This is a genomic window from Micrococcus sp. GPGPB33, from assembly GCF_037853785.1.
Classification (GTDB): Bacteria; Actinomycetota; Actinomycetes; order Actinomycetales; family Micrococcaceae; genus Micrococcus; species Micrococcus luteus.
In genome coordinates, this window is the sequence record NZ_JAQMWO010000002.1 from 128,052 (window position 1) to 154,998 (window position 26,947).

Sequence of the window (26,947 nt, forward strand, 5' to 3'; positions counted from 1 at the left end):
CGGTGTCGGCCGCCCGGGGCGGCCCGGTCCTCACACCCATCCTAGGGCGCGAGGGATCAGCCCTCGGCGTCCGCGACCGTCGCCCCGGCCGCCTCAGCGGCCTGCGCGGACGTGCTGCCGGGGCGCTTGGCGGGCACCCAGCCCTCGATGGTGCGCTGCGCCACGGCGTTCAGCGCCAGGGCGCCGGCCGGGACGTCGTCGCGGACCACCGCGCCGGCACCGGTGTAGGCGCCATCGCCCACCGAGACCGGGGCCGTGAACACCGTGTTCGAGCCGGTGCGCACGTGGGCCCCGATCACGGTGCGGTGCTTGGCGACGCCGTCGTAGTTGGCGGTGATGTTGCCGCAGCCGATGTTGGTGTACTCGCCGATCTCGGCGTCCCCGGCGTAGCCCAGGTGGGAGAGCTTGGCGCCGCGGCCCACGGTCACGTTCTTGGTCTCGTAGAACGCGCCGATCTTGCCGTCCTCCCCCAGCACCGTGCCCGGGCGCAGGTAGGTGAACGGGCCGACGGTCGCGCCCGCGCCGATCACGGCCTCCGTGGCGTCGGTGCGCTTCACCACGGCGCCCTCCCCCACCTGCGTGTCCGTGAGCGTGGAGTCCGGGCCGACGACGGCGCCCGTGGCCACCGACGTCACCCCATGCAGCTGGGTGCCGGGCTTGAGCCTGACGTCCGAGGCGAGGGAGACGGTGACGTCCACCCACGTGGAGGACGGGTCGACGACCGTGACACCCTCCTTCATCCAGCCGCGCAGCACGCGGTCGTTGAGCTGGCGGCCCAGGTCGGAGAGCTGCCGGCGGTCATTGGCACCCTCGACCTCCCACACGTCGTCCGTGCCCACCGAGGCGACGCGGCCGCCCTCGGCACGGGCCATGCCGAGCACGTCCGTGAGGTACTTCTCACCCTGCACGTTGTCCGTGGAGATCTCCGGCAGGGTGCGGCGCAGCAGGGCGGCGTCGAAGGCGTAGATGCCGGAGTTGACCTCGCGGATCGCCACGAAGGAGTCATCCCCCGTGGCCTCGGCGTGGGCGAGGGCGTCCTTGTGCTCCATGATCCGCTCCACGAGGCCCTCGGCGTCGCGGACGATGCGGCCGTAGCCCGTGGCGTCCTCGAGGGTGGCGGTGAGCACGGTGACGGCGTTGCCGCCCGCCTCGTGGTCCGCGACGAGGCGGGCGAGGGTCTCCGGGGTCAGCAGCGGGACGTCGCCGTAGGTCACCACGACGGTGCCCTCCAGGTCCGCGGGCAGGGCGGCCAGGCCCAGCTCGACGGCGCGGCCGGTGCCCGGCACGTCGTCCTGGTCGGCGATCGCCAGCGCGTCGATGCCCAGCTGGTCCGCCACCGTCTCGATGTGCTCGGCCACGCGGGCCCGCTCGTGCCGGACCACGGCCACGAGGTGCTCCGGCGCGAGCGACCAGGCCGCCGCGAGCGCGTGGCCCACGAGGGAGCGCCCCCCGATCGCGTGCATGATCTTCGGCGTCGTCGACTTCATGCGGGTGCCCTGGCCCGCGGCCAGGACGATCACGGCGGAGGGACGGGCGGACGGCTGGGACATGGGGACTCCTGCACCGGTGGGGGTCAGCGGACGGGGGTTCCGCCCCTAGGATTCGAACCTAGACCGCACGGCTCCAAAGGCCGGCGTGCTGCCATTACACCAGGGCGGAGCGCCGGACCCCAGGGGGCGGCGACGACGGCCCATTCTTCCACACAGGTCGCGCGGATCCGGGGTCAATAGGCGCCGTCGGCGGCGATCACGGCCTTGACGGTCCGGCCCAGGATCACGAGGTCGCCCAGGATGGACCAGTTCTCCACGTAGTAGAGGTCCAGGCGGACCGCCTCCTCCCACGGGAGGTCGGAGCGGCCGGAGACCTGCCACAGGCCCGTGATGCCGGGCTGCACCAGGAAGCGGCGGTGCACGTACTGCCCGTAGGCTTCGACCTCGTGCGGCAGGTGGGGCCGCGGACCCACGAGGGACATGTCCCCCCGCAGCACGTTCACGAGCTGGGGCAGCTCGTCGATGCTGGTGCGGCGGATGAGCCTGCCGACCCGGGTGATGCGCGGGTCGTCCTTCATCTTGAACAGCACGTCCGCATCCCCGCCGTCCGAGACGAGCCGCTGCCGGATCTCCTCGGCGTCCACCACCATGGAACGGAACTTGAGCATGGTGAACGGCCTGCCGCCGAGACCGATGCGCTCCTGCCGGAACAGCACCGGCCCGCCGTCCGTGGCCTTGACCGCGATCGCGACGGCGATCAGCAGCGGCGAGATGGCGATCAGGCCCAGCCCCGACGCGACGACGTCGAACGCCCGCTTGGCGAACGCCTTGCCCTCGGAGAGGCGCGGGGTGGAGAGGTGGATGAGCGGCAGACCCGCGAGGGGCTGCGTGTGGAGGCGGGGTCCGGCGACGTCCACGAGGGCGGGTGCCATGATCAGGGAGACGCCGCGCTCCTGCAGCTCCCAGCCCAGCCGGCGGACGTCCGAGGGGACGAACGAGTGGCCCGAGGTGATCACCACGGCTTCGACGTCGCGCTCCTCCACGTGGGCGACCACGTCCTCCACGGTGTCCAGGTCCGTGGAGACCGGTATCGGGAGGTAGTCCTCCTGCCGGGTCTTGTATCCGGGGAGGGCCGCGGCCACGGGGGCGTAGCCGGCGCCGGCCTCGGAGTCGAGGGCCTCGAAGATGTGCCGGACGGCCTTCGGGCCGCCGACGAGCAGGAGCCGCCGCCGGAACCTGCCGCGGTGTCGCTGCCGCGCCACCCACCCGCGCACGAGGAACCGGCCCAGCAGGAGCAGGAGCACGCCCAGCGGCAGAGCCAGGCCCACGTAGCCGCGCGCCACTTCGAGACCTGCCGCATAGGCGAGGATCGCGACGGTGCCGAAGAGGTACAGGGTGGCCTGCAGGACCCGCTTGTACTCCTCGGTGCCCACCCCCAAGATCCGGATGTCCCGGGAGCCTTGGATGGTCAGCGCGAGCACCCAGGCCGCGCTCAGCGCGAGGCTGATGACGCTGTAGTCGACGAGTGCGGCGCCCGGGAGGGTGGTGCGCCGCGGTCCGCCGAAGCGGAGCTGGGCCGACACGAAGGTGGCGAGCAGGACCGCGACCACGTCCACGACCAGGACGAGTCGTGGAAGGCCTCGCTCCCAGGGCCGGCCCAGGACACGACCGCGGGCGGTCGAGCCCATGCGAAGCGTGGTCGACTCGTCACCGGGGCTCGCGAACACGCTCTGCTCCTCCGTCCTGACGCGGGGGGATGGTCCACGTCATGTGGGCCGGGCATGGTGCTGTGCCCCAACCCTCGATTATAGGGCGGAGACAGCAGCCGGCTGTGACACCTGCCGCATTCTCCTGTGAGCCCCCGCCGGTCAGTCCCCTTCGGCGAGTTCGGCAGCCTGCAGCCACTCCTCCTCCAGGACGTCCAGCTGTGCGTCGAGGTCCTTCAGGTCGGCGGAGGCCGCGGTGAGGGCGTCGAAGTCCTGCGCCTGCCCCAGCTCGGCCATCCGCGCCTCGAGGCCGGACCTGCGGTCCCGGAGCCGGGTCATCTGCTTCTCGAGCCGGGCCATCTCCTTGCGGGCCAGCCGACGCTCCGCCTCGGTGGGCCCGGTGTCCTCCTCCGGCCCGCCCATGCCCGCGCACGTCCCGACGACGTCGTTGCGGCCCCGGGCTGCGCCGGCTCCCCGGGCCGGGCCGCCGGCGTCGTCCATCGCGGCGCGCAGCTCGAGATACTGGCCCACCCCGCCGGGCAGGCCGCGGACCTTGCCGTCCCCGAGCAGGGCGACCTGGTGGTCGGTGACGCGCTCGAGCAGGTAACGGTCATGGGAGACCACCACGAGGGTCCCGGGCCACCCGTCCAGCACGTCCTCGACGGCAGCCAGGGTGTCCGTGTCCAGGTCGTTGGTCGGCTCGTCGAGCATGAGGACGTTGGGCTCGCCCACGAGCAGGCGCAGCAGCTGCAGGCGCCGGCGCTCGCCGCCCGAGAGCTCGGAGACCTGAGTCCACTGCCGGGAGGTGCCGAAGCCGAGCATCTCGAGCAGCTGGCCGGAGGACATCTCGCGGCCACCGACCTGGAAGGACGAGCCTTCGCGGGCCATGACTTCGGCGACGCGCAGGTGGGTGACGTCGTCGAGCTCCTTCACGTCCTGGGTGAGGGTGGCCGAGACCACCGTCTTGCCGCGCTTCACCCGCCCCGAGTCCGGGGCGATGCGGCCGTCGAGCAGGCGCAGCAGGGTCGACTTGCCCGCACCGTTGACGCCGACCACGCCGAGCCGCTCGCCGGGCGCCAGGCGCAGGGTGACGTCGTCGAGGATCGGCTTCTCCCCCAGCGTCAGGCTCACGTGCTCGAGGTCGAGGACGTCCTTGCCCAGCCGGGCCGTGGCCATCTTCGCCAGGGACACCGAGTCACGCGGGGCGGGGACGTCCTCGATGATGGCGTTGGCCGCCTCGATGCGGAACTTCGGCTTCGACGTGCGCGCCGGGGCGCCACGGCGCAGCCAGGCGAGTTCCTTCTTCACCAGCTGCTGACGCTTCTGCTCCGTCACCGCCGCCTGCCGGGAGCGCTCCGCGCGCGCGAGCACCCACGCCGCGTAGCCGCCGTCGAACGGGTCCACCGTGGCGTCGTGCACCTCCCACGTGCGCGTGCAGACCTCGTCGAGGAACCACCGGTCGTGGGTGACCACCACGAGGCCGCCGTCGGTGGGGCGCCAGCGCTGCTTCAGGTGGCGGGCGAGCCACGCGACGCCCTCGACGTCCAGGTGGTTGGTGGGCTCGTCGAGGAAGAGGACGTCGTCGTCCCCGGCGAGCAGACGGGCCAGGGCCACGCGACGGCGCTGGCCGCCGGAGAGGCCCCGCACGGACTGCTCCAGGTCGAAGCCGTCGAGGAGACCGCCCAGGACGTCCCGGACCTTGGGGTCTGAGGCCCACACGTGGTCGTCCACGTCCCCGACCACGGCCTGACGCACGGTGTGCTCCGGGTCGAGCCGGTCCTGCTGGTCCAGCACGCCCACGCGGACGCCGCCGCGGCGGGTGACGCGGCCCGTGTCGGGCTCCTGGAGGCCGGCGAGGATGCGCATGAGCGTGGATTTGCCGTCGCCGTTGCGGCCCACGAGTCCGATCCGGTCCCCCTCATCCACACCGAGGGAGAGGCCCTCGAGGACGGTGCGGGTTCCGAAGGCGATGCCGATGTTCTCGGCGCCGAGCAGGTGGGCCATGGAGGAGGTGGTCCTTTCCGGACGGAGGAGGGGTGGTCGGGTGCGGCGGGGTGCGCCGCCTGGTCTCACAGCACGTGGGCGCCGGGCACGGGGCCGTGGACGGGGAGGGCGCGCACGCCCGTGCGCTCCTCGATGGCCGAGGCCAGCCGCAGCGCGGAGGCCTCGTCCTGCGCCACGAAGAGCAGGGTGGGGCCGGAGCCGGAGACCATGCCGCGCAGCGCGCCTTCGTCCATACCGAGGTCGAGGACGTCCGAGAGCTCGGGGAACAGGACGACGGCCGGGGTCTGCAGGTCGTTGTCCATGGCGGTGGCGAGTTCGAGCGGGTCGGCCGCGGTGAGGGCCCGCAGGACGGCCTCGTTCACCTCCGGGCGCGCCGGCCCGTCGGGCAGGTGGCCCTCCCGGCGCAGCTCGTCCAGGGTCTGGAACACCACGGGGGTGGACAGCCCGGCGTCCGCCGGGACGAGGACGAGGTGCACCGGGGTGCGGGCCGCGACGGGGGTCAGCTCCGCCCCGGTCCCGAGCCCGACGGCGGCCCCGCCCAGCACGCTGAAGGGCACGTCCGCGCCCAGCGGGGCGGCCAGCTCGGCGAGCTCGGCGCGGGTGTGCCCGGTCTCCCACAGGACGCTGCACGCGAGCAGCGCGGCGGCCGCGTCGGCGGAGCCGCCGCCCATGCCGCCAGCGACCGGGACCTGCTTGGCGACCTCGAGGTGGACGCCGTGGGTGTCAGGATCGAGCCTGAGGGTGCGCCGCAGGTGCGCGGCGGCGCGGTGCGCGAGGTTGCGCTCGTCCCAGGGCACGTCTTCGGTGTCCACCAGACTGATGTGGCGGCCCGACGGGCCGACGGTGATCCTCCCGTCCGTGCGCGCGATCGCCGTGACGGTCTCCCGCAGGCTGACGGCCAGGTACACGGTGGCCACGGGGTGGTAGCCGTCTGCGCCGGGCGGCCCCACCCGCAGGGACAGGTTCACCTTGCCGGGGGCGCTGACCGTGACGTGCCGGGCCGTGGGGTCGAGGCCGAGGTCCTCCGTCGTCATGCGCTCACCTCCTCCGCCGCACGCCGCGGGCCGTGCTCGGCGATCCGCGCGAAGGCCGCGATGTCCAGGGCCTCGCCGCGGGCGCGCGGGTCCACGCCGGCGGCCACCAGGGCGTCCTCCGCCGCCTGCGGCGACCCCGCCCAGGAGGCGAGCGCGGCGCGCAGGGTCTTGCGGCGCTGGGCGAAGGCGGCGTCCACCACGGCGAAGACCTCCCGGCGGGACGCGCCGCCCGCCGGCGGCTCGCGCCGGGTGAAGGCGACCAGCCCGGAGTGGATGCGCGGAGCCGGCCAGAACACCTGGGTGCCGATGGTGCCCGCCTTGCGCACGTCCGCGTACCACGCCGCCTTGGCGGACGGCACGCCGTAGACCCTGGAACCGGGCCCGGCCGCGAGACGGTCCGCGACCTCCTCCTGCACCATCACCAGGCCGTGCCGCAGCCCCGGCAGGACCGCGAGCGCGTGCAGCAGCACGGGCACGGCCACGTTGTAGGGCAGGTTCGCCACGAGCGCGGTGGGGCCGCCGGCCGCGGCAGCGGGCCGGACCTCAGCCAGGGACTGCTCGTTCAGCGTCATGGCGTCCGCGTGCAGCACGGCCAGGGCGTCCTCGGCCCCGGGGCGGAACTCGGCGGCGGTGCGCGGCAGGCGGGCGGCGGTGACCGGGTCGATCTCGACGGCGGTGACGGCGGCGGCCGCGTCCAGCAGGCCGAGGGTGAGCGAGCCCAGACCGGGGCCGATCTCCAGCACGTGCTCGTCCACGGTCACGTCCGCGGCCTGCACGATGCGTCGGATCGTGTTCGGGTCGATCACGAAGTTCTGGCCCCACTGCTTGGTGGGACGCAGGTCCAGCTCGGCGGCGATGCGCCGCACGTCCGCGGCGCTCAGCAGCGGGGCGGGAACGGGGTGCGGGGAGGGCTGGACCATGCCCGCGAGTCTATCGGGGCGCCGGACAGGGTAGCCGGGACGCAGCGGCGCGGGCTCCGCTCAGGTGGAGAGGTCACCGAGCCGGACGAGCTCGCGGAACTCGGGGCTCGTCTCCTGCAGCCCGGCGAACGTGCCCTGGCCGATGATCCGCCCCTGGTCCATCAGCACGATCTGATCGCAGCGCTTGACCGTGGAGAGACGGTGGGCGACCACGATGACCGTGATCCGTCCGCGCAGCGACTCGATCACCTCGGTGACCCGGCGTTCCGTGAGGTTGTCGAGGGCCGACGTCGCCTCGTCGAGCACGAGGAGGCGGGGGCGCCGGAAGAGCGCGCGCGCGATGCCCAGGCGCTGGCGCTGGCCGCCGGAGACGCCCACGGCCCCTTCGCCGATCACGGTGTCCAGGCCGTCGGGGAGCTCGTCCAGCCACTGGCCCAGCTGGGCTTCGCGCAGCACGCGCTCCACCTCGGCCCGGTCCGCCGTCTGGGTGGCCTCGACGTCCAGGAGCACGTTGTGCAGCACCGTTCCGTTGACCACGGTGACGGACTGCGGGACGAACGCCACGTTGTCCCACCAGCCGCGCGGGTTGGCCTCGAGCTCCACCCCGTCCACGTAGACCCCACCGCGCTGGGCGTGGTGGAAGCCGATGACCAGGTCCACCAGGGTGGTCTTGCCGGCACCGCTGCCGCCCACGAAGGCGTACGAGGAGCCGAAGGGGATGCGCAGGTCGATGTCGCGCAGGACCGGTTCGGCCTTGCCGGGGTAGGTGAAGGACGCGTCCCGCACCTCGATGGACTCCTCGAACGTGATGCGCTCGTAGGGCCGGTCCGCCGCGTGCAGGACCGGCTGCGCGGCGGCGAGTTCCGCCGTCGTGCGCTCGAAGGCCGGCCAGGCGGTGCGGATCTCATTGGTGGTGGCCATGAGCGCGGCCATGGACGGCAGCACGCGGAAGCCGGCCATCGCGAGCAGGGCGAGCGAGCCGAACGCCTCCCCGCCGCGACCCTGGATGAAGGCCACGGCCACGAGCGCCGCGATAGCGGCCACGAAGGCGACCTCGAGCACGTAGCGCGGCATCATCGTGAGGATCATCTTGAGCCGCGTGGCTTCGGCGCTCTCCGCGCGGGCGGCCCGGTACTCCTCCATGAAGGCCGAGTCGTTGCCGCGGATCTTCACGTCCTTGTAGTTCTCCAGGCCCTGCAGCGCCGCCGTGTTGGCCCGCTCCCCCGTGGTCACCAGGGTCCAGCCCAGGCGGGAGGCCGGGCGGCGGATCACGGTCTTGATCACCCAGGCGACGGCGAGGAAGTACAGGGCCATCCCGAGCCCCGTCAGCGGCATGGAGACGCCCACCACGACCGCCACCGCGACGAGCGTCACGGCCTCCGTGAGGAACGTGACGGACGCGTTCACCACGCCCGTGTAGGCCATGCTGGAGGTGCCGGTGACGTTGTTGACCAGGGTGCCCACGGTGCGCGTCAGGTGCAGGCCGTAGTCGGCCCGCAGGTAGTAGCGCAGCAGCGTGGCGGACGTGCGGATGAGGTTCTGGTTGGTGAACCCCATGGTCCACCAACGGAACGCGAGCACCAGGATCGCCTTGAGCAGGAAGGCCACCACGATCACGACGGCGAAGGCCACCGTCTGCTCCGGCACCGTCACGGCCCCGAACCGGGCCAGCAGCCCCTCGAGCGCCGGGGAGCCCAGCTCACCCGAGGTCAGCAGGCTGACCAGCGGGATGATCGAGGCGAGCGCCACCATCTCGAGGCCGGCCACGAGGACGGACCCGAGGACCACGAACACGAGGCGGATCCGCATGGGGCGGTCCACCAGGTACTGCGTTCCCTCGGGCAGCCGGGCTTTGAGGAGTCGGGTCAGCACGTCGTCCATCCTAGGGGCCGGGTCTGGATCGGCTTAGAACGCCCCGTACACCCGGGCGGTGTTCTCGCTCACCGCGCGGGCGAGGGCCGCCACGTCGTCTCCGCGCGTCTCCGCCATGCCCCGCAGCGTCAGCGGGATCAGGTAGGGCGCGTTGGGGCGGCCCCGATGCGGATGCGGCGTGAGGAAGGGCGCGTCCGTCTCCACGAGCAGCAGCTCGGCCGGAGCGATCCGCAGCGCCTCGCGCAGCTCGTCGTTGGCCTTGAAGGTGACGGGACCGGCGAAGGACATGTGCCAGCCGTGCTCGGCGCACGTGCGGGCCAGATCGGGCCCGCCGGAGAAGCAGTGGAACACCACGTGCGGGGGCAGCCCGCCGTCGGCCGCCTCCTCGAGCAGGATCCGGACGACGTCGTCGTGCGCGTCCCGGTCGTGGATCTGCAGGGCCGTGCCGAGTTCGCGGGCGAGCCGGATGTGCCGGCGGAAGGACTCCTGCTGCGCCGCGTGGCCGGCCTCGTCCTGCGTCCGGAAGTAGTCGAGGCCCGTCTCGCCCACCGCACGCACGCGGGGGTGGCGGGCGAGCTCGGCGATCTCCGCGAACGCGTCCTCGAACTCGTCGCGCTCGGCCAGGCGGGCCGCGTCGTTGGGGTGCAGCGCCACGGCGCCGAGCAGGCGGGGCTCGGCCTCGATCGCCGCGATCGTGAACCGGGCCGAGGCGACGTCGCAGCCCACCTGGACCGCACCGACCACGCCCACGGCCTCCGCCGCGTCCATCGCCTGGTGGACGTCCACGCGGACCAAGCCGTCGCGGAAGTCGAGGTGCGTGTGGTTGTCCACGACGGGCACCGGCAGCGGCTCCGGCGCGGGCGGGTACTCGAGACGACGCTTGCGGCCCGACTTCTCGTCGTGGGCGTCCCGGCGCGGGCCGCCGTCGTCGTCCGGCTGCTGGGCGGGGGCGCGGTAGGCGAGCGGGGTCTCGGATGCGTGGGCCATACACCCCACTCTAGGGAGCCGAGCCCGGGGCCCCCGACACGCCTCGGGGGCGGTATCGGGTGGTATCCACGTCGGATACCACCCGATACCGCCCCCGGAGGACACGGCGCGGCGAAGAGGTCAGGCCTTCGTGGCCGCCCACGGGTCGGCGATGCCGATGTACTGCACCGAGGTGTACTCCTCGATGCCCTCGGCGCCGCCCTCGCGGCCCAGGCCCGACTGCTTCACGCCGCCGAACGGCGCGGCCGGGTTGGAGATGACGCCCACGTTGTAGCCCATGAGGCCGAACTCGATGCTCTCGGCCACGCGGTACATCCGGGCCTGATCCTTCGTGAACACGTAGGAGGCGAGGCCGTACTCGGTGTCGTTGGCCATCTCGATGGCCTCCTCCTCGGAGGAGAAGGTCACGATCGGGGCCACGGGGCCGAAGATCTCCTGCTGGAGGATCGGGTTGCCCTTCTCCACCTTGATCGCGGTCGGCGCGTAGAAGTAGCCGTCGCCCTCGATCTTGTGGCCGCCGGTGAGCACCTCGCCGCCGGCCGCCACGGCGTCCTGGACGAGCTGGTCGATGTCGTCGCGCGCGCCCTCGTCCACGATCGGGCCGAGGGTGGACTCCGGGTCGGTGCCGCGCAGGGGCTTGAGCGCCTCGAGCTTGGCCACGAACTTCTGCGTGAACTCCTCGGCCACGTCCTCGTGCACGAGGAAGCGGTTGGCGGCGGTGCAGGCCTCGCCCATGTTGCGCATCTTCGCGGCGAAGGCGCCCTCGACGGCGGCGTCCAGGTCCGCGTCCTCGAAGACGATGAGCGGGGCGTTGCCGCCGAGCTCCATGGAGGTGCGCAGCACGTTGTCCGCCGCGTCCTTCATGAGGCGCACACCGACCGGGGTGGAACCGGTGAAGGACACCTTGCGCAGGCGCCGGTCCTGCAGGATCGGGCTGGAGATCGACGAGGCGGAGGAGCCCGCGACGACGTTGAGCACGCCCTTGGGCAGGCCGGCCTCCTGCATCACCTGCGCGAACAGCTGGGTGGTCAGCGGGGTCAGCTTGGCGGCCTTGAGGACCATGGTGCAGCCGGCGGCGACGGCGGGGCCCACCTTGCGGGTGGCCATGGCCAGCGGGAAGTTCCACGGGGTGATCAGCAGGCACGGGCCCACCGGGCGATGGTGCACCTGCATGCGCAGCGTGCCCTCGGGCACGGTGAGGGTGCGGCCGTAGTGGCGGCCGGCCTCCTCGGAGAACCAGCGCAGAAAGCCGTTGCCGTACGTGACCTCGCCGCGGGCCTCGGCGAGCGGCTTGCCCATCTCGAGGGTCATCAGCAGCGCGAAGTCCTCGGCGCGCTCGTTGATCAGGTCGTAGGCGCGGCGCAGGATGTCGGCGCGCTCCTTGGCCGGGGTGCGGGCCCAGTCGGCCTGCGCGGCGCAGGCGGCGTCGAAGGCGGCCATGGCGTCGTCGGAGTTCGCGTCCTGCAGGCTCGCGATGACCTTGCCGGTGGCCGGGTCCTTCACGTCGAAGGTCTTGCCGGAGGAGGCATCGCGCCACTCGCCGTCGATCAGCAGGCCGGTGGGGACGGACTCCAGCAGCGCCTTCTCGCGCTCAGCGGTCACGGTCATGATGCACCTCTTTCGGGGTCGGTGGTCGGAGGCGGCACGCCCCGCGTCCCTCAGGGGAACGGGTGGTCGGCCACGGGTATTCCGACGCCGTCCGGCGGCGGTCGGCAGCGGCTCCACGGCTGATCCTAGCCAGGCCCCGGGGCCGCGCCCCCGCGCATGAGCATCTGTGTAGCCGGGGACGTGTCAGCCCCGGGCCGCGAGCACCGCCTGGTAGAGCTCCCGGCTCCGCATCCCGTGGGCTCCGGCCACCGCGGCCACGGCCTCCTTCAACCGGGTGCCGGACTCCACCAGCACCGCTACCTCGGCGACGGCGTCCGCCTCGGACGCCTCGCCCTCGGCGCCGGGTGCGGGCGGCCCGATCACCAGCACGATCTCCCCGCGGATCCCCTCCCCTGCGTGCCGCTCCGCAGCCCAGGCATGCACCTCGGCCGCGGTGCCGCGCACCACCTCCTCGTGCAGCTTGGTGAGCTCGCGGGCCACGCACACCGGCCGCTCCGCACCGAGGACCTCCACGACGACGGCCAGCGCGTCCGCCAGGCGCTGCGGCGACTCGAAGGCGACCACAGTGCGGGCCTCGGTCAGCAGGGAGGTGAGCCATCGCCGTCGTTCCCCGTCCTTGCGGGGGACGAAGCCGTCGAAGGCGAACCGGTCCGTCGGCAGGCCGGAGAGGGCGAGCGCGGTGGTCACGGCGGAGGGGCCGGGCGCGCAGGTCACGGGCAGCCCTGCGGACACCGCGGCCGCCACGAGCCGGTACCCCGGGTCCGAGACCGTGGGCATGCCCGCGTCCGAGACCACCGCCACCGTGGCACCGCCCCGCACCTGGTCCAGCAGCCCCTGGGTCGAGGCCGCCTCGTTGTGCTCGTGATGGGCCACCACCCTGCCCGCCGGGGTGACGCCCAGACCGGCGCACAGGCGCCGCGCGGTCCGGGTGTCCTCGGCGGCGATCACGTCCGCCTCCGCCAGCAGCTCACGCAGGCGCGCGGACGCGTCCCCGAGGTTGCCGATGGGGGTGGCGGCCAGGACGATGCGGCCCTCGGGCATGGGACGACCTTTCGACGGACGGACGGCTGCCCCGAGCCTACGGCCCCGGCCACCGTGCACGTCTCGCCGTCCACCCGTCCCCCTAGCATGGAGCCCGTGCCCGCCACCGCCCTCGCCTCCCGCCCCGCCGCCGTCGCGGTCGACGACGGCCCCTTCGGCGTCGCCGCCCTGCGCGCCCGCCTCGGGGTGAGTGCGGCGCCCCTGACGCGGTGGCACTGGATCCTGCCGCTGCTGGTCACGGCGATCGCCGGCGTCCTGCGGTTCACGAACCTGGCCCACCCGGACCAGCTGATCTTCGACGAGACCTACTACCCCAAGGACGCCTACTCCCTCCTGGAGTCCGGCTACGAGCGGCGGTGGGACGAGGACGTCAACGACGCGTTCGCGCGCGGCGAGGCGGAGCCGCTCGAGGGGGCCGCCTACGTGGTGCACCCGCCGCTGGGCAAGTGGCTGATCGGCCTGGGCATGCTCGCGTTCGGCCCGGACAACGGGGTGGGCTGGCGATTCAGTGCCGCGGTGGCCGGCACGCTGTCCGTCCTGCTGGTCGCCCTCGCCACGCAGCACCTGCTGCGCTCGGTGTCCCTGGGCGCGGTCGCCGGGCTGCTGCTGGCCGTGGAGGGCCACCACCTGGTGATGTCCCGCATCGGGCTGCTGGACATCTTCCTCTCGTTCTTCGTGCTCGCGGCCTTCGCCGCGCTCCTGGCGGACCGCGTCCACGGGCGGCGGCTGCTCGCGGAGCGGCTGGCCCACGACGTCGCCCGGTTAGGACGCGACGCCCTGGCCAGCGGGCCGTGGCTCGGCTGGCGCCCGTGGCGACTGCTGGCGGGCGTGCTGCTGGGCGCCGGCTGCGCCGTGAAGCTCTCCGGGCTGGCGTTCATGGCGGCCTTCGGCCTGCTCACGGTCCTGTGGGACATGTCCGCGCGCCGGACCGCCGGGGTGCGGCACTGGGCGTGGGCCGGCGTCGAGAAGGACGGCCTGTACGCGTTCGTGGCCGTGGTGGGCGGCGGCCTGGTCGCCTACCTGGCCTCGTGGACCGGCTGGTTCGTCACGGAGGGCGGCTACTACCGGGACTGGCACCGGGACAACCCGCCGGAGGGCCTGCTCGCCGGGCTGGTCCCCGGCCCGCTGCGCTCCCTGTGGCACTACCACGTGGAGTCCACGACCTTCCACCAGGGCCTCACCAGCCCCCACGACTACGCCGCCAACCCGTGGACCTGGCCGTTCATGGGCCGGCCCGTGAGCTACTACTACGAGGGCGCAGAGCCCGGCGAGGGGATCTGCCCGGCGGACGCCGCGGGCGCGTGCTCGTCGGCCATCACGGACATCGCCAACCCGTTCGTGTGGTGGACGGGCCTGGCCGCCGTCCTCGTGTGCGTGTGGCTGCTGGTGCGCCACCGGGACTGGCGGGCCGGCGCCCTGCTCGGCGCCTACGCGGCCGGGCAGCTGGTGTGGTTCCTGTGGCCTGAGCGGACCATGTTCTTCTTCTACACGATCGCCTACGAGCCCTTCCTCGTGATGATGATCGCCCTGGCGCTCTCGCTGCTGCTGCGGCCGGGCCGCCGGCCCGGGCCCCGCTGGGGCTCGGTCCTGGTGCTGGCGTACGTGACGATCGCCGTCGCCGTGTCCCTGTTCTTCCTGCCCGTCTGGATCGGCGACGTCATCTCGTACGACCAGTGGCGCTGGCGGATGTGGTTCAGCAGCTGGATCTGACGGCCGCGTCCCGGGCGCGGGTGTGCCGACCGCGCGCCGCACGCCCGGAAATGGATACGCTCGGACCGTGCAGAACCAGAGCCCCGTCCATGAGTCCGCCACCGAGCTCGTCGGCATGCCGCCGGCGGATTCCAACATCACGGACCTGATCGTCGCCTCCTGTGCCGACCGGCCGGACGCCCCCGTGTACGCCCTGCGCAACGGCGCGGGCGGCTGGGTGGACGTCCACTTCACCGCGTTCCTGACCCAGGTGCGCGCCGTGGCGGCCGGCCTCATCGCCCGCGGCGTCCAGCCCGGGGACCGGGTGGGCCTGTTCTCCCCCACCTCCTACGCGTGGGCCGTCCTCGACCAGGCCGTGTGGTTCGCCGGCGCCGTCTCCGTGCCGATCTACGAGACCTCCTCGGCCCACCAGGTGGAGCACATCGTCACGGACTCGGGGCTGCGGGTGGTCGCCGTCGGCAGCGAGGAGCTCGGCGAGCGCGTCGCCGAGGCCGCCGGGCACGCGGGCGTGGACGTGGCGACGTTCCTGCTGACGGACGCGGGGCTGGCGGAGCTGGCCGAGGCCGGCGCGTTCGTGTCGGACGACGCGGTCGAGCACGCCCGCTCCCTGGCGACCCTCGCCAGCCCCGCCTCGATCGTCTACACCTCCGGCACCACCGGACGGCCGAAGGGCGCCGTCATCACGCACGGCAACTTCGTGGGCGCGGCCATCAACGTGCTGCACTTCGCGCGCGAGGTGGTCCAGTGGTCCCCGGAGACGACGACGTCGCGCACCCTGCTCTTCCTCCCGCTGGCCCACGTGCTCGCCCACGCCGTCCAGGTCATCTGCCTGTACGCCCGCATCCAGGTGGCCCACTCCGGTTCCCCGGCCACGCTGCTCGGCGACCTCGCCTCCTTCCACCCCACGTGGCTGCTGGCCGTGCCGCGCGTGTTCGAGAAGGTCGAGGCCGGCATCGAGGCCAAGGCCCAGAAGGGCGGCACCGGGCCGATCTACGCGGCCGCCAAGCGCACCGCCATCGAGTGGTCCACGGCCGTGGACGAGGCCGAGTTCGGGGACGGCCCCGGGCCTTCGGCCCTGCTGCGCGCCCGGCGCGCGCTGTTCGACCGGCTGGTCTACCGCAAGATCCGGGAGGCTCTCGGCGGCGAGGTGATCTCGTGCGTGTCCGGCGCGTCCGCCCTCTCCCCGGAGCTGGTGCACTTCTTCCGCGGCGCCGGCATTCCGATCGTGGAGGGCTACGGCCTCACGGAGACCACCGCGCCGGCCACCGTGAACATCCCCGGCGCGCACCGCGTGGGCACCGTGGGCCTGCCCGTGGCCGGGGTGACGGTGAAGATCGCCGAGGACGGCGAGATCCTCATCCGCGGCCCCGTGGTGTTCGACGGCTACCACGGCATGCCGAAGGCGTCGGCGGAGGCGATGGAGGACGACTTCTTCCGCACCGGGGACATCGGCGCGCTGGACGAGCACGGCTTCCTGCGGATCACCGGCCGCAAGAAGGACCTGATCATCACCGCCGGCGGCAAGAACGTGTACCCCACGCCCATGGAGGAGGCGCTGCGCCAGCACCGGCTCATCGAGCACGTCGTGGTGGTCGGCGAGAACCGCCCGTTCGTGGGCGCCCTCATCACCCTGGACACCGAGGCCTTCACCCAGTGGGCCCTGGACCGCGAGCTCAGCCTCACGCCGGCCGAGGCCGCGACGGACCCCACCGTGCTGGCCTCGATCCAGGAGGCGGTGGACCAGGTCAACGCGGGCGTCTCCCGCGCCGAGTCCATCCGCCGCTTCCGCATCCTGGACCACCCGTTCACCGAGGACTCCGGGCACGTCACCCAGTCCCAGAAGCTCAAGCGGGCCCAGGTGATCGAGGACCACGCCGAGGACGTCGAGGCCCTCTACCGTCGCTGACCCCGCGCCCCCGGACGACGACGGGCCGGGAGGACGCCTCGTCCTCCCGGCCCGTTCCCGGTGCCATCCGGCGGCGGTCAGCGCACCACGGCGTCGTCCTCCCGAGCCCAGCGCAGGCGGGTGCGCAGCAGCTGCTCGCGGCGGTCCGCGCTCAGCTCACGACGGCGGCGCGTGGGCCACGTGAGCACGAGCGTCACGAGGGACGCCAGCAGGGTCACCAGCCCGACCACCACGGCCGCGTCCACCCAGAACTGCTGGGGGTAGAGGCGGATGAGAGCGTCCCGCACGGAGAACGTCCACGTGCCGTCCGCGAAGAACAGCGAGTGGAAGCCAGCGAAGAACGTCTCCCAGCCCAGCACCGCCAGGACCGCGAGCGCGATCACCGCGAGCGGCAGCCACACGGCACCGGCGAACAGGGCGCGGCGCACCCCGCCGGGGCTGGTGCGCAGCAGGGACGCGATGAGCAGGGCGCACACCACCAGGAGCACCACGAGCGCCGCGGCGGCGATCCACAGCACGGTCTTCACATCCGTCATGTGGTCGACCTCGACCTCGGTGAAGAGCGGCGCGCCCTGGTGCGTGAGGCTGCTGAGATACCGCGGCCCGGCCAGGTTGGTCACGTAGTCCAGCCCGGCGGAGCCGTAGTGCATGCGGTCGGCGAGGGTGAAGCCGAACCGGTCCGCGGGGAACCCGGGCCGGTGGTACTCCAGCCACAGGAACACCGGGCTCGCCACGAGGCGGACGGTGGCCAGCAGCAGGGCGAGCGGGGCGAGGATCGCCAGCAGCACCTGCGCCAGGCGCGGGCCCGCCTTGGGCAGGCGCGCGCGTTCCTCCGGCGTGGGGCCCTGCAGGGCCGCCGCCTGGGCCACGGGGGCGGCCGTGCCGTCCTCGGGGTAGCGGTCGACCGGGGCGGCGGCGCTCGACCCCGCCGCGCGGGCCCCGACGGCGGCGCTCAGCGGGCCGAGCTCGTCGGCGCCGGGCAGCGGCCGCCGGCCGCCCTCGGGCACGGCCCGGGAGGCGACGATGTCGCGGTCGGCGTCCGCGGCCGGGCGGCCGGCGTCGCGTCGGTCCGCGGCCGCCGCGTCCCCGCCGCGCAGCGCGGCGAGGTCCTCGGGGCTGAGCGCCGAGGTGTGCTGGGCGCCGCCGTCGTCGTCCCGGCCCATGGCGGGCAGCGCCTGGGTGCGGTTCGGGTCGTCCGCGGCGTCGTCCTCGACGAACGCGCCGTAGTCCAGCCCGGATTCGAAGTCCTCCGCCCCGGCGCGCTCGTCGCGCCCGCGGCCGGCCTGATGGGAAGCCATGCTCGTGCCTCTCTCGAGTGGGTCCGTCCGCCCGCGGGCGCCGGGGATCAGTAGCGGTAGTGGTCGGCCTTGTAGGGGCCGGCCACGTCCACGCCGAGGTACTCGGCCTGGGCCTTGGTCAGCTCGGTCAGCCCGACGCCGAGGGCGTCCAGGTGCAGGCGGGCGACCTTCTCGTCCAGCACCTTGGGCAGCGTGTAGACGCGCTTCTCGTAGTGCTCGCCGGTCAGGGCGCCGGTGCCCGTGGAGCCGCCGAAGAGCTCGATCTGCGCCATCACCTGGTTGGTGAAGGACGCGCTCATCACGAACGAGGGGTGGCCGGTGGCGTTGCCGAGGTTCAGCAGGCGACCCTCGGAGAGCACGATGATGCTGCGCTCGGCCTCCGTGCCGCCGTCCAGGGTCCACTCGTGGACCTGCGGCTTGATCTCCGTCTTCACGACGCCGGGGATGCGGGCCAGGCCGGCCATGTCGATCTCGTTGTCGAAGTGGCCGACGTTGCCCACGATGGCCTTGTCCTTCATGGCGGCCATGTGCTCGGCCATGATGATGTCCTTGCCGCCGGTGGTGGTGACGAAGATGTCGCCCTCGCCCACCACGTCCTCGAGGCGGGCCACCTGGTAGCCGTCCATCGCGGCCTGCAGCGCGCAGATCGGGTCGATCTCCGTGACGATCACGCGGGCACCCTGGCCGCGCAGGGCCTCGGCGGCACCCTTGCCGACGTCGCCGTAGCCGCAGACCACGGCGACCTTGCCGCCGATCAGCACGTCCGTGGCGCGCATGATGCCGTCCGGCAGGGAGTGGCGGATGCCGTACTTGTTGTCGAACTTGGACTTGGTCACGGCGTCGTTCACGTTGATCGCCGGGAAGAGCAGGCGGCCCTCCTGCGCCAGCTGGTAGAGGCGCAGCACGCCCGTGGTGGTCTCCTCGGAGACGCCGCGCAGGCTGCCGGCGGTGCGGGTCCAGTGCTGCGGGTCGCGGGCCAGCGAGCGGCGCAGCGTCTCGAGGATGATCCGGTACTCCTCGGGATCGTCCTCGGTGGCGCTGGGCACGGCGCCCGCGGCCTCGAACTCGACGCCCTTGTGCACCAGCAGGGTGGCGTCGCCGCCGTCGTCCAGGATCATGTTGGGGCCGCGCTCCGGATCCTCGTCCGCGCCCGGCCAGGTGAGGATCTGCGAGGCGGTCCACCAGTAGTCCTCGAGGGACTCGTTCTTCCAGGCGAACACGGGCACGCCCTGCGGGTCCTCGGGGGTGCCCGAGCCCACGACGACGGCGGCCGCGGCCTCGTCCTGCGTGGAGAAGATGTTGCAGGAGGCCCACCGGACCTCGGCGCCGAGGGCGATGAGGGTCTCGATGAGCACGGCGGTCTGCACGGTCATGTGCAGGGAGCCGGCGATGCGGGCGCCCTTGAGCGGCTGGGCCTCCCCGTACTCCTCGCGCAGGGACATCAGCCCCGGCATCTCGTGCTCGGCCAGGCGGATCTGGTGGCGGCCCGCCTCGGCCAGGGACAGGTCCCGGACCGTGAAGTCGAACGAGGCACCGGGCACGGTGGTGCGGTTGGCGAAGGCCGGGTCGACGTCGGGGGTGCGGAACTCTGCGGAGGTCTCAGTCATGCCCTCCAGCCTAGCGAGGCCCCGGGCGGCACGACACGTGCCGCGTCAGTCCCCGTCACGCACCACGCGCAGCCCGGGGCGGGCCGGCGGGACGGCCATGGGCCGGGTGGGGACCGTGCGCACGCCGCCGTCCGCGTCGACGGCCTCGTAGTGCTCGGGCAGCTCCAGCCGCAGCACCTCCCAGCCGCGCGGGGCCGTGGTGCGTCGAGCGTGCTCGCCGCAGAGGTCGTACGTGTGCGGCTCCGCCCGGCGCGACAGGGGCCCGATGACCACCTGCGAGTCCGCGTAGTTGTACGTCAGCGTGGCCAGGGCAGGGCTCTGGCATCCGGTCTTGCTGCAGCGTCGCATGGGTCCCACGCCCGCCACCCTACTCGGCGGACGGCCCGGAGCGGTGGCCTACCATGGCGCGCATGACCGCGTCCGCCTCCTCCGATCCCCTCGACCCCCTGCCGTTCCGGGCGGGCGACGCCGCGGGGGCCGAGCCGGGCGTCGAGGGCGGCCCGGCCGAGGCCGGCGTCTCCTCCCCCGCGGGGCGCGGCGTCCGGGACCGCCGTGGCCGAGGACTGCGGCATCCGCGCCCGTTCGGTGCGCGCTCGGAGCGGGGCCGGGGCGAGGCGCTGCTGACCGCCGTCGAGAAGGCGGTGGACCGGCTGGGCTCCCTGGACGCGCCCGGGCTGCGGCACGTGACCGCGCGGGTGGAGCGCATCCCGGACCGGCTCGACGAGCGGCTGCGCGAGCTGCACGCCGGCCGGGAACGGGATGAGGAGGCGCTGTTCGCGCGGGCCGAGCGGCAGGGCCGGGACGGGGTGCTGATCACCCTGTTCGAGCGGCCGCTGCGGGACGCGGCCGACCCGGCCGACCTCGAGGGGGCCGTCTACGGGGTGGCGCTGAGCCGTTGCGCCGACGCGCTGGGCGTGGACCCGCAGGTGCTCGACCCCAGCTGGGGCCGCGGCTGAGCCCGGACCGGGTGGTCCGCGCCGGGCACCGCGCCCGGCGGATGAGCGCGGTGCGTCAGGCGCGGGCGCGGCGCAGGCGGCGACGCTCGCGCTCGGAGAGCCCGCCCCAGATGCCGAAGCGCTCGTCGTTCGCCATGGCGTACTCCAGGCAGGCGTCCTTGACGGTGCAGGCCTCGCACACGCGCTTGGCGTCCCGCGTGGAGCCGCCCTTCTCCGGGAAGAACGCCTCGGGGTCCGTCTGCGCGCACAGGGCGTCCGCCTGCCAGGCCAGCTCGCCCTCGACGGGCTCGGTGGTCACGCCCGGGATGGCGGCCCAGTCCTGGGAGACGGGCACGGCCTCGACCGGACGCGCGTCACCGGGGAAGAGGGCGGTGACGGTGGCGGCCGGGGTGCCGGTCTCGCCGTCGAGGTCGTGGGCGGTGAGGAAGGCGGTCGCCTGGTCCTCGAGGCTCACGCCGGAGACGTCGGCCTGCGGGTCGGCGGGGTCGAGGAACCAGTCGCTGGGGACGCTCCGCGGACGAGGCGCCGGCGCCTGCGCGGGATCGGCCCGGTGCGTGTCCTCGACTCGCTGGGTCTGCTCCATGTGTGACGCCTCTTCCCGGGATCGACGTGGCGGGTGTGGGCCGGGTGATCCTGCGGTCCGCGCGGGTGCCGGGCAATCCGGCGGGCCCCTCCTGGCGGGACCGTTGGCCCGGGTTCATTACATCGGTGTGATTCATGCCGAGTCAAACCGAGCGGGTGCCACACTGGGCCCATGGTCTCCCTCTCCGCACCCCGGTCCACCGGCCCCCTCCTGCTCCGCCTCGCCTCCTCCCCGCGGCCCGCGCTCGTCCAGGAGCCGGGGGCCCCGGACGAGCCCGGCGCGGTGGACCAGCGCATCGAGCTCTCGGGCCGTGTGACCGTGAACTGGGCCGCCAAGTTCGCGGGCCTGCTCGGCGCCGAGGGCATCGGCGCGGGCGACGCCGTCGCCCTGGACCTGCCCGTCCACTGGCTGTCGCACGCCCTCGCCCTCGGCGTGCTCTGCGCCGAGGCCGAGCCCGCCCTCGAGGGCGACTCCCCCGCCGCCGTCCTCACGGACCGGCCCGAGGCGTGGCCGGACCCGTCCGTGACCGTCTTCGCCGTGGCCCTGCCGCGCGGCCTCGAGCCCGAGTTCGACGGCCCGGCCGCCGATCCGGCCGTCGTGGACGTGGCCGCCGAGATCCGCGCCCAGCCGGATGCCCTGCCCGGCCCCGTGGACCACGTGCGGCCCGCGTCGATCCCGGCCGGGGTCGACGTCGCCCCGGACGACGACGGCCCGCGCCCCCGCCTGACGTGGGCGGGAGTGCGGGCCGCGCTGGAGGCGTGGGACGCGGGTCGGGCGGTGACCGTGCGCCCCTGACGGGGCGGCGGGGTCAGGCCGGGGCGCTCAGACCCCGGCGTCGGGGGTACGGTGCCGGCCGCGCGGACGCAGCTGGTCCTCGCGCAGCACGGGCATCTGGCCGGTGATGATCGCGAGGTCGTTGGCGAAGCCGGGCTCCACGTCCAGCTTCTCCTTGAACACCCAGAACCGGTAGGCGAAGTAGCGGAACACGGTGCCGAAGAACAGGCCGATCACGTTGCCGGCGATGAACAGGCCGGTCGGGTCGGTCACGCCCAGCAGGTACTGCGCGATCGCCACGCAGCCGGCCTGGATGCCCAGCCCGATCGCGTTCATGATCAGGAACATCACGAGCTCGCGCGTCTTGTTCGAGGAGCGCTTGTCCCGGAACGTCCAGTAGCGGTTGGCGACCCAGCTGAACAGGGTGGCGACGACGCCGCCCACGATCTTGGCCTTGACGTTGGACCCCTCGAGCGGGCCGGTCATCATCCACCAGAAGACGAGCGAGTCCACCACGAACGCGGCCGCACCGACGGTGCCGAACTTGGCCACCTCCCGCCACAGCAGGGAGACCATCCCGGTCAGGCGGCCCCAGAGATCGGACAGCATGGGCGTGGACTCCTCGGTTCGGGACGGGGGTGTGCACGCGGGCCGGACCCGCGCAGGGCTGGGGAACACTGTAGCCGCGCCCCCGGCGCGCGACCTCCTCGGATCCGGCGTCAGCCGCCCCTCCGTGACGGAGTTCTCAGCCGGTCCGACTACCCTGTGCGGGTGACTTCCCCTCGACTCGGTGTGATCGGTGGCGGGCAGCTGGCCCGCATGATGGCGGGCGCGGCCGCGGAGCTCGGCGTGCCCTTCCGCGTGCTCGCGGAGGCCCCGGACGCGTCAGCGGCCCAGGTCGCCCCCCACGTGGTCGGCGACCACACGGACCTGGCGGACCTGCGCGCGTTCGCGGCCACGGTGGACGTAGTCACCTTCGACCACGAGCACGTGCCCACCGAGCACCTGCGGGCCCTGCAGGAGGCCGGCGTCGCCGTGCGCCCCGGCCCCGAGGCGCTGCAGCACGCCCAGGACAAGCTGGTCATGCGCGCCGCCGTCGAGCGGCTGGGCCTGCCGAACCCGGCGTGGGCGCCGGTCGACGACCTCGAGGCCGTCCTCGCCTTCGGCGACGAGCACGGCTGGCCGATGATCCTCAAGACCGCCCGCGGCGGCTACGACGGCAAGGGCGTGCTCAAGCTCGACGACGCCGACGACGCCCGCGCCTCCGCCGCGGACGGCACCCTGGCCGCGTGGCTCGGCGCCGGCTTCACCCCGCTGCTGGCCGAGGCCCTCGTCCCCTTCTCCCGTGAGCTCTCCGCGCAGGTGGCGCGCACCCCTCCGGTGAGGTGGCCGTCTACCCCGTCGTCGACTCGGTCCAGGTGGCCGGCGTGTGCGACCTCGTGGTCGCCCCGGCCCAGGACCTCGACCCGGCCGTCGCCGCGGCCGCGACCGCCGCGGCCGTCCGCCTCGCCGAGGAGCTGGACGTCACCGGCATGCTCGCGGTCGAGCTGTTCGAGACGCCGGGGGTCGGCCCGGGCTTCCAGGTGAACGAGCTGGCCATGCGCCCCCACAACTCCGGCCACTGGTCCATGGACGGCGCCGTCACCGGCCAGTTCGAGCAGCACGTCCGCGCCGTGCTCGACCTGCCGCTGGGCGAGACGACCCCCCGCGGGGCCGGCGTCGTGATGAAGAACGTCCTCGGCGGCGCCCGCGAGGACCTGCACGCCGGCAGCGTCGCGGCCCTCGCCGCCCACCCGCAGGCCAAGGTCCACCTCTACGGCAAGGACGTGCGCCCGGGCCGCAAGGTCGGTCACGTCAACGTCGTCGCGGACCACGGCCTCAGCCTCGAGGAGGCCGTGCGGACCGCCGAGTCCGCCGCCGCACTCCTGCGCGACGACGCCCCCACCACCGGCACCGAGACGGAGGCCCGCCCATGACCGCCACGCCCCAGACCCCCGCCCAGCCCCTCCAGGACGACGCCCCGGTCGTCTCCGTCGTGATGGGCTCCGACTCCGACTGGCCCGTGATGAGCGCGGCCGCCGAGGCCCTGCGCGAGCTCGACGTGCCCGTCGAGGTCGGCGTGGTCTCCGCGCACCGCATGCCCCACGAGATGGTGGAGTTCGGCGCCCGCGCGCACGAGCGCGGCATCCGCGTGATCGTGGCCGGCGCGGGCGGCGCAGCCCACCTGCCCGGGATGCTCGCCGCCGTCACCCCCCTGCCCGTGATCGGCGTGCCCGTGAAGCTCAAGAGCCTGGACGGGATGGACTCCCTGCTCTCGATCGTCCAGATGCCCGCCGGTGTGCCGGTGGCCACCGTCTCCATCGACGGCGCCCGCAACGCCGGCCTGCTGGCCGCCCGCATCCTCGCCTCGGCCGACACCGCGGAAGGCGACCGCCTGCGCGCCGCCCTCGCCGAGCACGCCGACGAGCTCAACGCCCAGGCCCGGGCCAAGGGGGCCCGCCTGCGCGAGCGGATGGCCGCCGACCGCTGATGTCGCCCGCCACCGGATCCGTGCCCGCCGGTCACGCGCAGCCCGACCCGCTCCGGGATCCGCGCGTCGCCTCCCCCACCGAGCGCACCCGCCGGGCGCTGATCCTCACCGCCCTGACCCTGCTGGTCCCCGGCGGCGCCCAGCTCGTCGCCGGCAGCCGCCGGCTCGGCCGCGTGGCGCTGCGGGTCACCGTCACCGTGTGGGCCGTGCTGATCCTCGGGCTGCTGTGGTGGCTGGTCTCCCGCGCGAGCCTGATCTCGCTCATGGCCCGGGACGGCGTGCTGCTCGGGCTGGCGGTGGTCCTGGCGGCGTTGGCGGTGGGCTGGGCGGTGCTGTGGGTGGACACGTTCCGGCTGATCCGGCTGCACCTGCTCGCCCCCGGCCCGCGGAAGATCACGGCGACGGTCACCGCGCTCGCGCTCGTGCTCACCAGCGGCGCCCTGCTCTACGGCGGCTGGGCGGCGAACACGAGCCGCGGGGCGCTCGGCGAGGTCTTCCAGGAGGGGCCGGCCGTCCCGGAGGCCGAGGGCCGCTACAACATCCTGGTCCTGGGCGCGGACGCCGGCGAGGGCCGCCAGGGGCTGCGCCCGGACTCCATGCACGTGGTCTCCGTGGACGCCCGCACCGGCGCCATCGTGATGTTCTCCCTGCCCCGCAACCTCCAGAACGCGCCGTTCGTCGAGGGCTCCCCGCTGTGGGACGTGTACCCGAACGGCTTCGACTGCGGCGACGAGTGCATCCTCAACGCCCTCTACACGGACGTGGAGGAGCATCACGCAGACCTCTACCCGGACGCCGAACACCCCGGCGCCGAGGCCATGAAGGACGCCGCCGGCGGCATCCTCGGCCTGGACGTCTCCGGCTACGCCCTCATGGACATGGGCGGCTTCGCCCAGCTGATCGACGCCATGGGCGGGGTGGACGTCGTCAGCGGCGGCTACGTGGTGCACCGCGGCGTCCGACCCGACGGCGCCTGGGGCAACATCTGGTGGGAGCCGGGCACCCACCACTTCAACGGCGACGACGCCCTCGCCTTCGCCCGCTCCCGGCACTGGTCCACCGACTACGCCCGCATCCGCCGGCAGCAGTGCATGCAGGCGGCGATGCTGGAGCAGTTCAGCCCTGCCACCGTGCTCACCCGCTTCGAGGGGATCCTCGCGGCGGGCCAGCAGATCGTGACCACCGACCTGCCGCAGTCCCAGCTCGGCACGTTCGTGGACCTCGCCGAGCGCTCGCGCGGCCAGAAGATGCGGCGGCTGACCATCGGCCCGCCCGACTTCGGCGACACGGGCACCCACTTCACCACCTACCCCGACTACGACCTCGTCCACCGCCGCGTGGACGAGATGCTGGCCGATAAGTCCGTGACCGCCGGATCGGAGCCGACCGGGGTCTCGGCGACGCCGCTGCTCACCGTGCTGGCCGTCGTCGCGCAGGAGACGCAGGCCCCCGACGTCGACGAGGACGACCCGGCCACGTGGCCGGCCCCGCCGACCCGCACCGACGGCGAGCCCTTCACCGCTGAGGACCTGATGACGGCCGAGGACCTGGGCCAGGAGGACGTGCTGAACCACGCGTCCTCGACGAACGGGCTGTGCGTCCCCGCCCCGTGAGGCGCGGCGCGCGGGCCGACGGGCTGACCTAGGCTGGGGCGCATGCACGTCCTGAAGCCCGTGATCCGTGACTACGCCTGGGGCTCCCCCACGCTCCTCGCCGACCTGCAGGGACGCGAGCCCACCGGCCGCCCCGAGGCCGAGCTGTGGCTGGGCGACCATCCGGGCGCCCCGTGCGTCGCCGTCGTGGCGGACGGCGCCCGTGTCGGCCTGGACGAGGTGGTGGCCGCGGACCCGGAGCGCTGCCTCGGGCCCGCCGCGCCGGAGGGCCGTCTGCCCTTCCTCATGAAGCTGCTCGCCGCGGGCGCCCCGCTGTCCATCCAGGCGCACCCCACCCTGGAGCAGGCCCGCGCGGGCTTCGCCGCGGAGGAGGCCGCCGGCGTGCCGGTCGACGCCCCGGAGCGCAACTACAGGGACGCGAACCACAAGCCGGAGATGCTGCTCGCGCTGACCCCCTTCTCGGCGATGTGCGGCTTCCGCTCCCCCGAGGTCTCCTCGGACAGCTTCGAGGCCCTGGCCCGTGCCCTCACGGAGCGGGCGGACGGGGACACGTCCGCCGTCGCCATCGCCGCCGCCCGGATCAGCCAGGCCCTCGCCGCCGGGGACCTCGAGGACGCGTTCACCTCGATCCTCGACCCGGACTCCGTGTGGGGCGCCCCCGGCGCCGTGGCGCAGGTCGTGGACGTGCTGCGGGCTGCGCCGGACCTGGCCGAGCGCGACCCCTCGCTGGCCACGGCCCTCGAGGCCGCCCAGCACCACCCGGACGACCCCGGCGTGGTGGTGGCCATCCTGCTCAACCGCGTGGACCTGGCCCCGGGTCAGGCCATCCATCTGCCCGCCGGCAACGTGCACGCGTACCTGCACGGGCTGGGCGTGGAGGTCATGGCGGCCTCGGACAACGTGCTGCGCGGCGGGCTCACCCCGAAGCACATGGACGTGCCCGAGCTGCGCCGCGTGGTCACCTTCGAGGCGCTGCCGGTGCCCTCCACCGAGCCCGAGCGCGTGGCCGACTCCGTGGTGGCCTTCCGCCCGCCGTTCGAGGAGTTCGAGCTGCTCCAGGCCACGCTCGAGGACGACGCCGTCCACGGGCTCGACGTGCACGGGCCCGGGATCGCGGTGGTCACCCGCGGCACGGCAAGCCTGGCCCTGGCAGGCCAGGAGATCGAGCTGGGCCCGGGCGAGGCCGTGTTCCTGCCCGCCGCGGAGACGGCGTCCGGCCCGCTGGCCGTCCGCGCCGCGGCCGGCGCCCCGGCGACGGTGCACGTGGCCGGCCTGCCGCGGGGCTGAGCCCGGCAGACCGGCCCGCGG

Annotated in this window: 21 protein-coding genes, 1 tRNA gene and 1 pseudogene; 8 read left to right on the forward strand and 15 right to left on the reverse strand. The window is 73.8% G+C overall.

The genetic code is table 11. From position 1 onward, the window contains the following. Positions 1-56: 56 nt before the first annotated feature. From glmU to rsmI, 10 genes are all read right to left on the reverse strand, one after another. On the reverse strand, positions 57-1,550 hold the full coding sequence (gene glmU / locus POD19_RS00655; protein ID WP_340309258.1) for a bifunctional UDP-N-acetylglucosamine diphosphorylase/glucosamine-1-phosphate N-acetyltransferase GlmU: 1,494 nt from the start codon (positions 1,548-1,550) through the stop codon (positions 57-59). 37 nt (positions 1,551-1,587) lie between these two features. After that, a tRNA-Gln gene (locus POD19_RS00660) sits at positions 1,588-1,659 on the reverse strand. Positions 1,660-1,723: 64 nt separating this feature from the next. Further along, complete coding sequence (locus POD19_RS00665) at positions 1,724-3,217, reverse strand: sugar transferase (protein WP_340309259.1); 1,494 nt, start codon at positions 3,215-3,217, stop codon at positions 1,724-1,726. A gap of 141 nt (positions 3,218-3,358) precedes the next feature. Next, a complete protein-coding gene (locus POD19_RS00670) occupies positions 3,359-5,200 on the reverse strand; it encodes an ABC-F family ATP-binding cassette domain-containing protein (RefSeq protein ID WP_340309260.1) in 1,842 nt (613 codons plus the stop codon). A 65-nt stretch (positions 5,201-5,265) separates the two neighbouring features. Further along, positions 5,266-6,234: a 4-(cytidine 5'-diphospho)-2-C-methyl-D-erythritol kinase gene (locus POD19_RS00675; RefSeq protein WP_041104575.1), complete on the reverse strand. Its 969-nt coding sequence runs from the start codon at positions 6,232-6,234 to the stop codon at positions 5,266-5,268. Continuing rightward, on the reverse strand, positions 6,231-7,154 hold the full coding sequence (gene rsmA / locus POD19_RS00680) for a 16S rRNA (adenine(1518)-N(6)/adenine(1519)-N(6))-dimethyltransferase RsmA (RefSeq protein ID WP_340309261.1): 924 nt from the start codon (positions 7,152-7,154) through the stop codon (positions 6,231-6,233). The genes POD19_RS00675 and rsmA overlap by 4 nt, the downstream gene beginning before the upstream one ends. 60 nt (positions 7,155-7,214) lie before the next feature. Further along, positions 7,215-9,026 (reverse strand): ABC transporter ATP-binding protein, encoded by a 1,812-nt coding sequence (locus POD19_RS00685; protein WP_252411400.1) that lies wholly within the window; start codon positions 9,024-9,026, stop codon positions 7,215-7,217. 33 nt (positions 9,027-9,059) lie between these two features. Then, entirely contained in the window at positions 9,060-10,013 is a 954-nt protein-coding gene (locus POD19_RS00690; RefSeq protein WP_252411401.1) for a TatD family hydrolase, read from the reverse strand. A gap of 120 nt (positions 10,014-10,133) precedes the next feature. Further along, positions 10,134-11,621, reverse strand: a complete 1,488-nt coding sequence (locus POD19_RS00695) for an NAD-dependent succinate-semialdehyde dehydrogenase (protein ID WP_036316357.1) — start codon at positions 11,619-11,621, stop codon at positions 10,134-10,136. A 183-nt stretch (positions 11,622-11,804) separates the two neighbouring features. Further along, a complete protein-coding gene (gene rsmI / locus POD19_RS00700) occupies positions 11,805-12,662 on the reverse strand; it encodes a 16S rRNA (cytidine(1402)-2'-O)-methyltransferase (RefSeq protein ID WP_100057674.1) in 858 nt (285 codons plus the stop codon). A gap of 96 nt (positions 12,663-12,758) precedes the next feature. On the opposite strand from rsmI, the gene POD19_RS00705 reads away from it, so the two are divergent. Both POD19_RS00705 and POD19_RS00710 read left to right on the forward strand, forming a co-directional pair. Further along, a complete protein-coding gene (locus POD19_RS00705) occupies positions 12,759-14,372 on the forward strand; it encodes a dolichyl-phosphate-mannose--protein mannosyltransferase (protein ID WP_206495770.1) in 1,614 nt (537 codons plus the stop codon). A gap of 67 nt (positions 14,373-14,439) precedes the next feature. Beyond that, entirely contained in the window at positions 14,440-16,278 is a 1,839-nt protein-coding gene (locus POD19_RS00710) for an AMP-dependent synthetase/ligase (protein ID WP_340309262.1), read from the forward strand. Positions 16,279-16,355: 77 nt separating this feature from the next. On the opposite strand, the gene POD19_RS00715 is transcribed toward POD19_RS00710, so the two are convergent. From POD19_RS00715 to POD19_RS00725, 3 genes are read right to left on the reverse strand one after another with little or no spacing between them, the layout of a single operon-like run. Continuing rightward, entirely contained in the window at positions 16,356-17,576 is a 1,221-nt protein-coding gene (locus POD19_RS00715) for a TIGR01906 family membrane protein (RefSeq protein ID WP_144862091.1), read from the reverse strand. A gap of 47 nt (positions 17,577-17,623) precedes the next feature. Then, positions 17,624-19,183, reverse strand: coding sequence for an adenosylhomocysteinase (gene ahcY / locus POD19_RS00720; protein ID WP_230282266.1), 1,560 nt, complete (start codon positions 19,181-19,183; stop codon positions 17,624-17,626). A 45-nt stretch (positions 19,184-19,228) separates the two neighbouring features. After that, positions 19,229-19,531 carry a DUF3499 family protein gene (locus tag POD19_RS00725; protein WP_020628239.1) on the reverse strand — a complete coding sequence of 101 codons (303 nt, stop codon included), beginning with the start codon at positions 19,529-19,531 and terminating at the stop codon, positions 19,229-19,231. 62 nt (positions 19,532-19,593) lie between these two features. Between POD19_RS00725 and POD19_RS00730 the strand changes: the two genes are divergently transcribed. Beyond that, positions 19,594-20,139: a hypothetical protein gene (locus POD19_RS00730; protein WP_230277879.1), complete on the forward strand. Its 546-nt coding sequence runs from the start codon at positions 19,594-19,596 to the stop codon at positions 20,137-20,139. Between the two features lie 55 nt (positions 20,140-20,194). Here POD19_RS00730 and POD19_RS00735 read toward each other — a convergent pair whose 3' ends face one another. Next, the gene (locus POD19_RS00735; RefSeq protein WP_145015640.1) at positions 20,195-20,722 is read right to left on the reverse strand and encodes a WhiB family transcriptional regulator; all 528 of its coding nucleotides are present in this window, start codon (positions 20,720-20,722) and stop codon (positions 20,195-20,197) included. 171 nt (positions 20,723-20,893) lie between these two features. Between POD19_RS00735 and POD19_RS00740 the strand changes: the two genes are divergently transcribed. Beyond that, complete coding sequence (locus POD19_RS00740; RefSeq protein WP_340309263.1) at positions 20,894-21,517, forward strand: hypothetical protein; 624 nt, start codon at positions 20,894-20,896, stop codon at positions 21,515-21,517. 27 nt (positions 21,518-21,544) lie between these two features. On the opposite strand, the gene POD19_RS00745 is transcribed toward POD19_RS00740, so the two are convergent. Continuing rightward, positions 21,545-22,105 carry a GtrA family protein gene (locus tag POD19_RS00745; RefSeq protein ID WP_340309264.1) on the reverse strand — a complete coding sequence of 187 codons (561 nt, stop codon included), beginning with the start codon at positions 22,103-22,105 and terminating at the stop codon, positions 21,545-21,547. Positions 22,106-22,315: 210 nt separating this feature from the next. On the opposite strand from POD19_RS00745, the pseudogene POD19_RS00750 reads away from it, so the two are divergent. From POD19_RS00750 to manA, 4 genes and pseudogenes are all read left to right on the forward strand, one after another. Beyond that, positions 22,316-23,472: pseudogene (locus POD19_RS00750) on the forward strand (5-(carboxyamino)imidazole ribonucleotide synthase). Then, positions 23,469-24,026, forward strand: a complete 558-nt coding sequence (gene purE, locus POD19_RS00755) for a 5-(carboxyamino)imidazole ribonucleotide mutase (protein ID WP_002854497.1) — start codon at positions 23,469-23,471, stop codon at positions 24,024-24,026. The pseudogene POD19_RS00750 and the gene purE overlap by 4 nt, the downstream one beginning before the upstream one ends. Continuing rightward, on the forward strand, positions 24,026-25,639 hold the full coding sequence (locus POD19_RS00760) for an LCP family protein (protein ID WP_144819624.1): 1,614 nt from the start codon (positions 24,026-24,028) through the stop codon (positions 25,637-25,639). The genes purE and POD19_RS00760 overlap by 1 nt, the downstream gene beginning before the upstream one ends. 42 nt (positions 25,640-25,681) lie before the next feature. Then, positions 25,682-26,926: a mannose-6-phosphate isomerase, class I gene (gene manA, locus POD19_RS00765; protein WP_144819625.1), complete on the forward strand. Its 1,245-nt coding sequence runs from the start codon at positions 25,682-25,684 to the stop codon at positions 26,924-26,926. Positions 26,927-26,947: the final 21 nt, after the last annotated feature.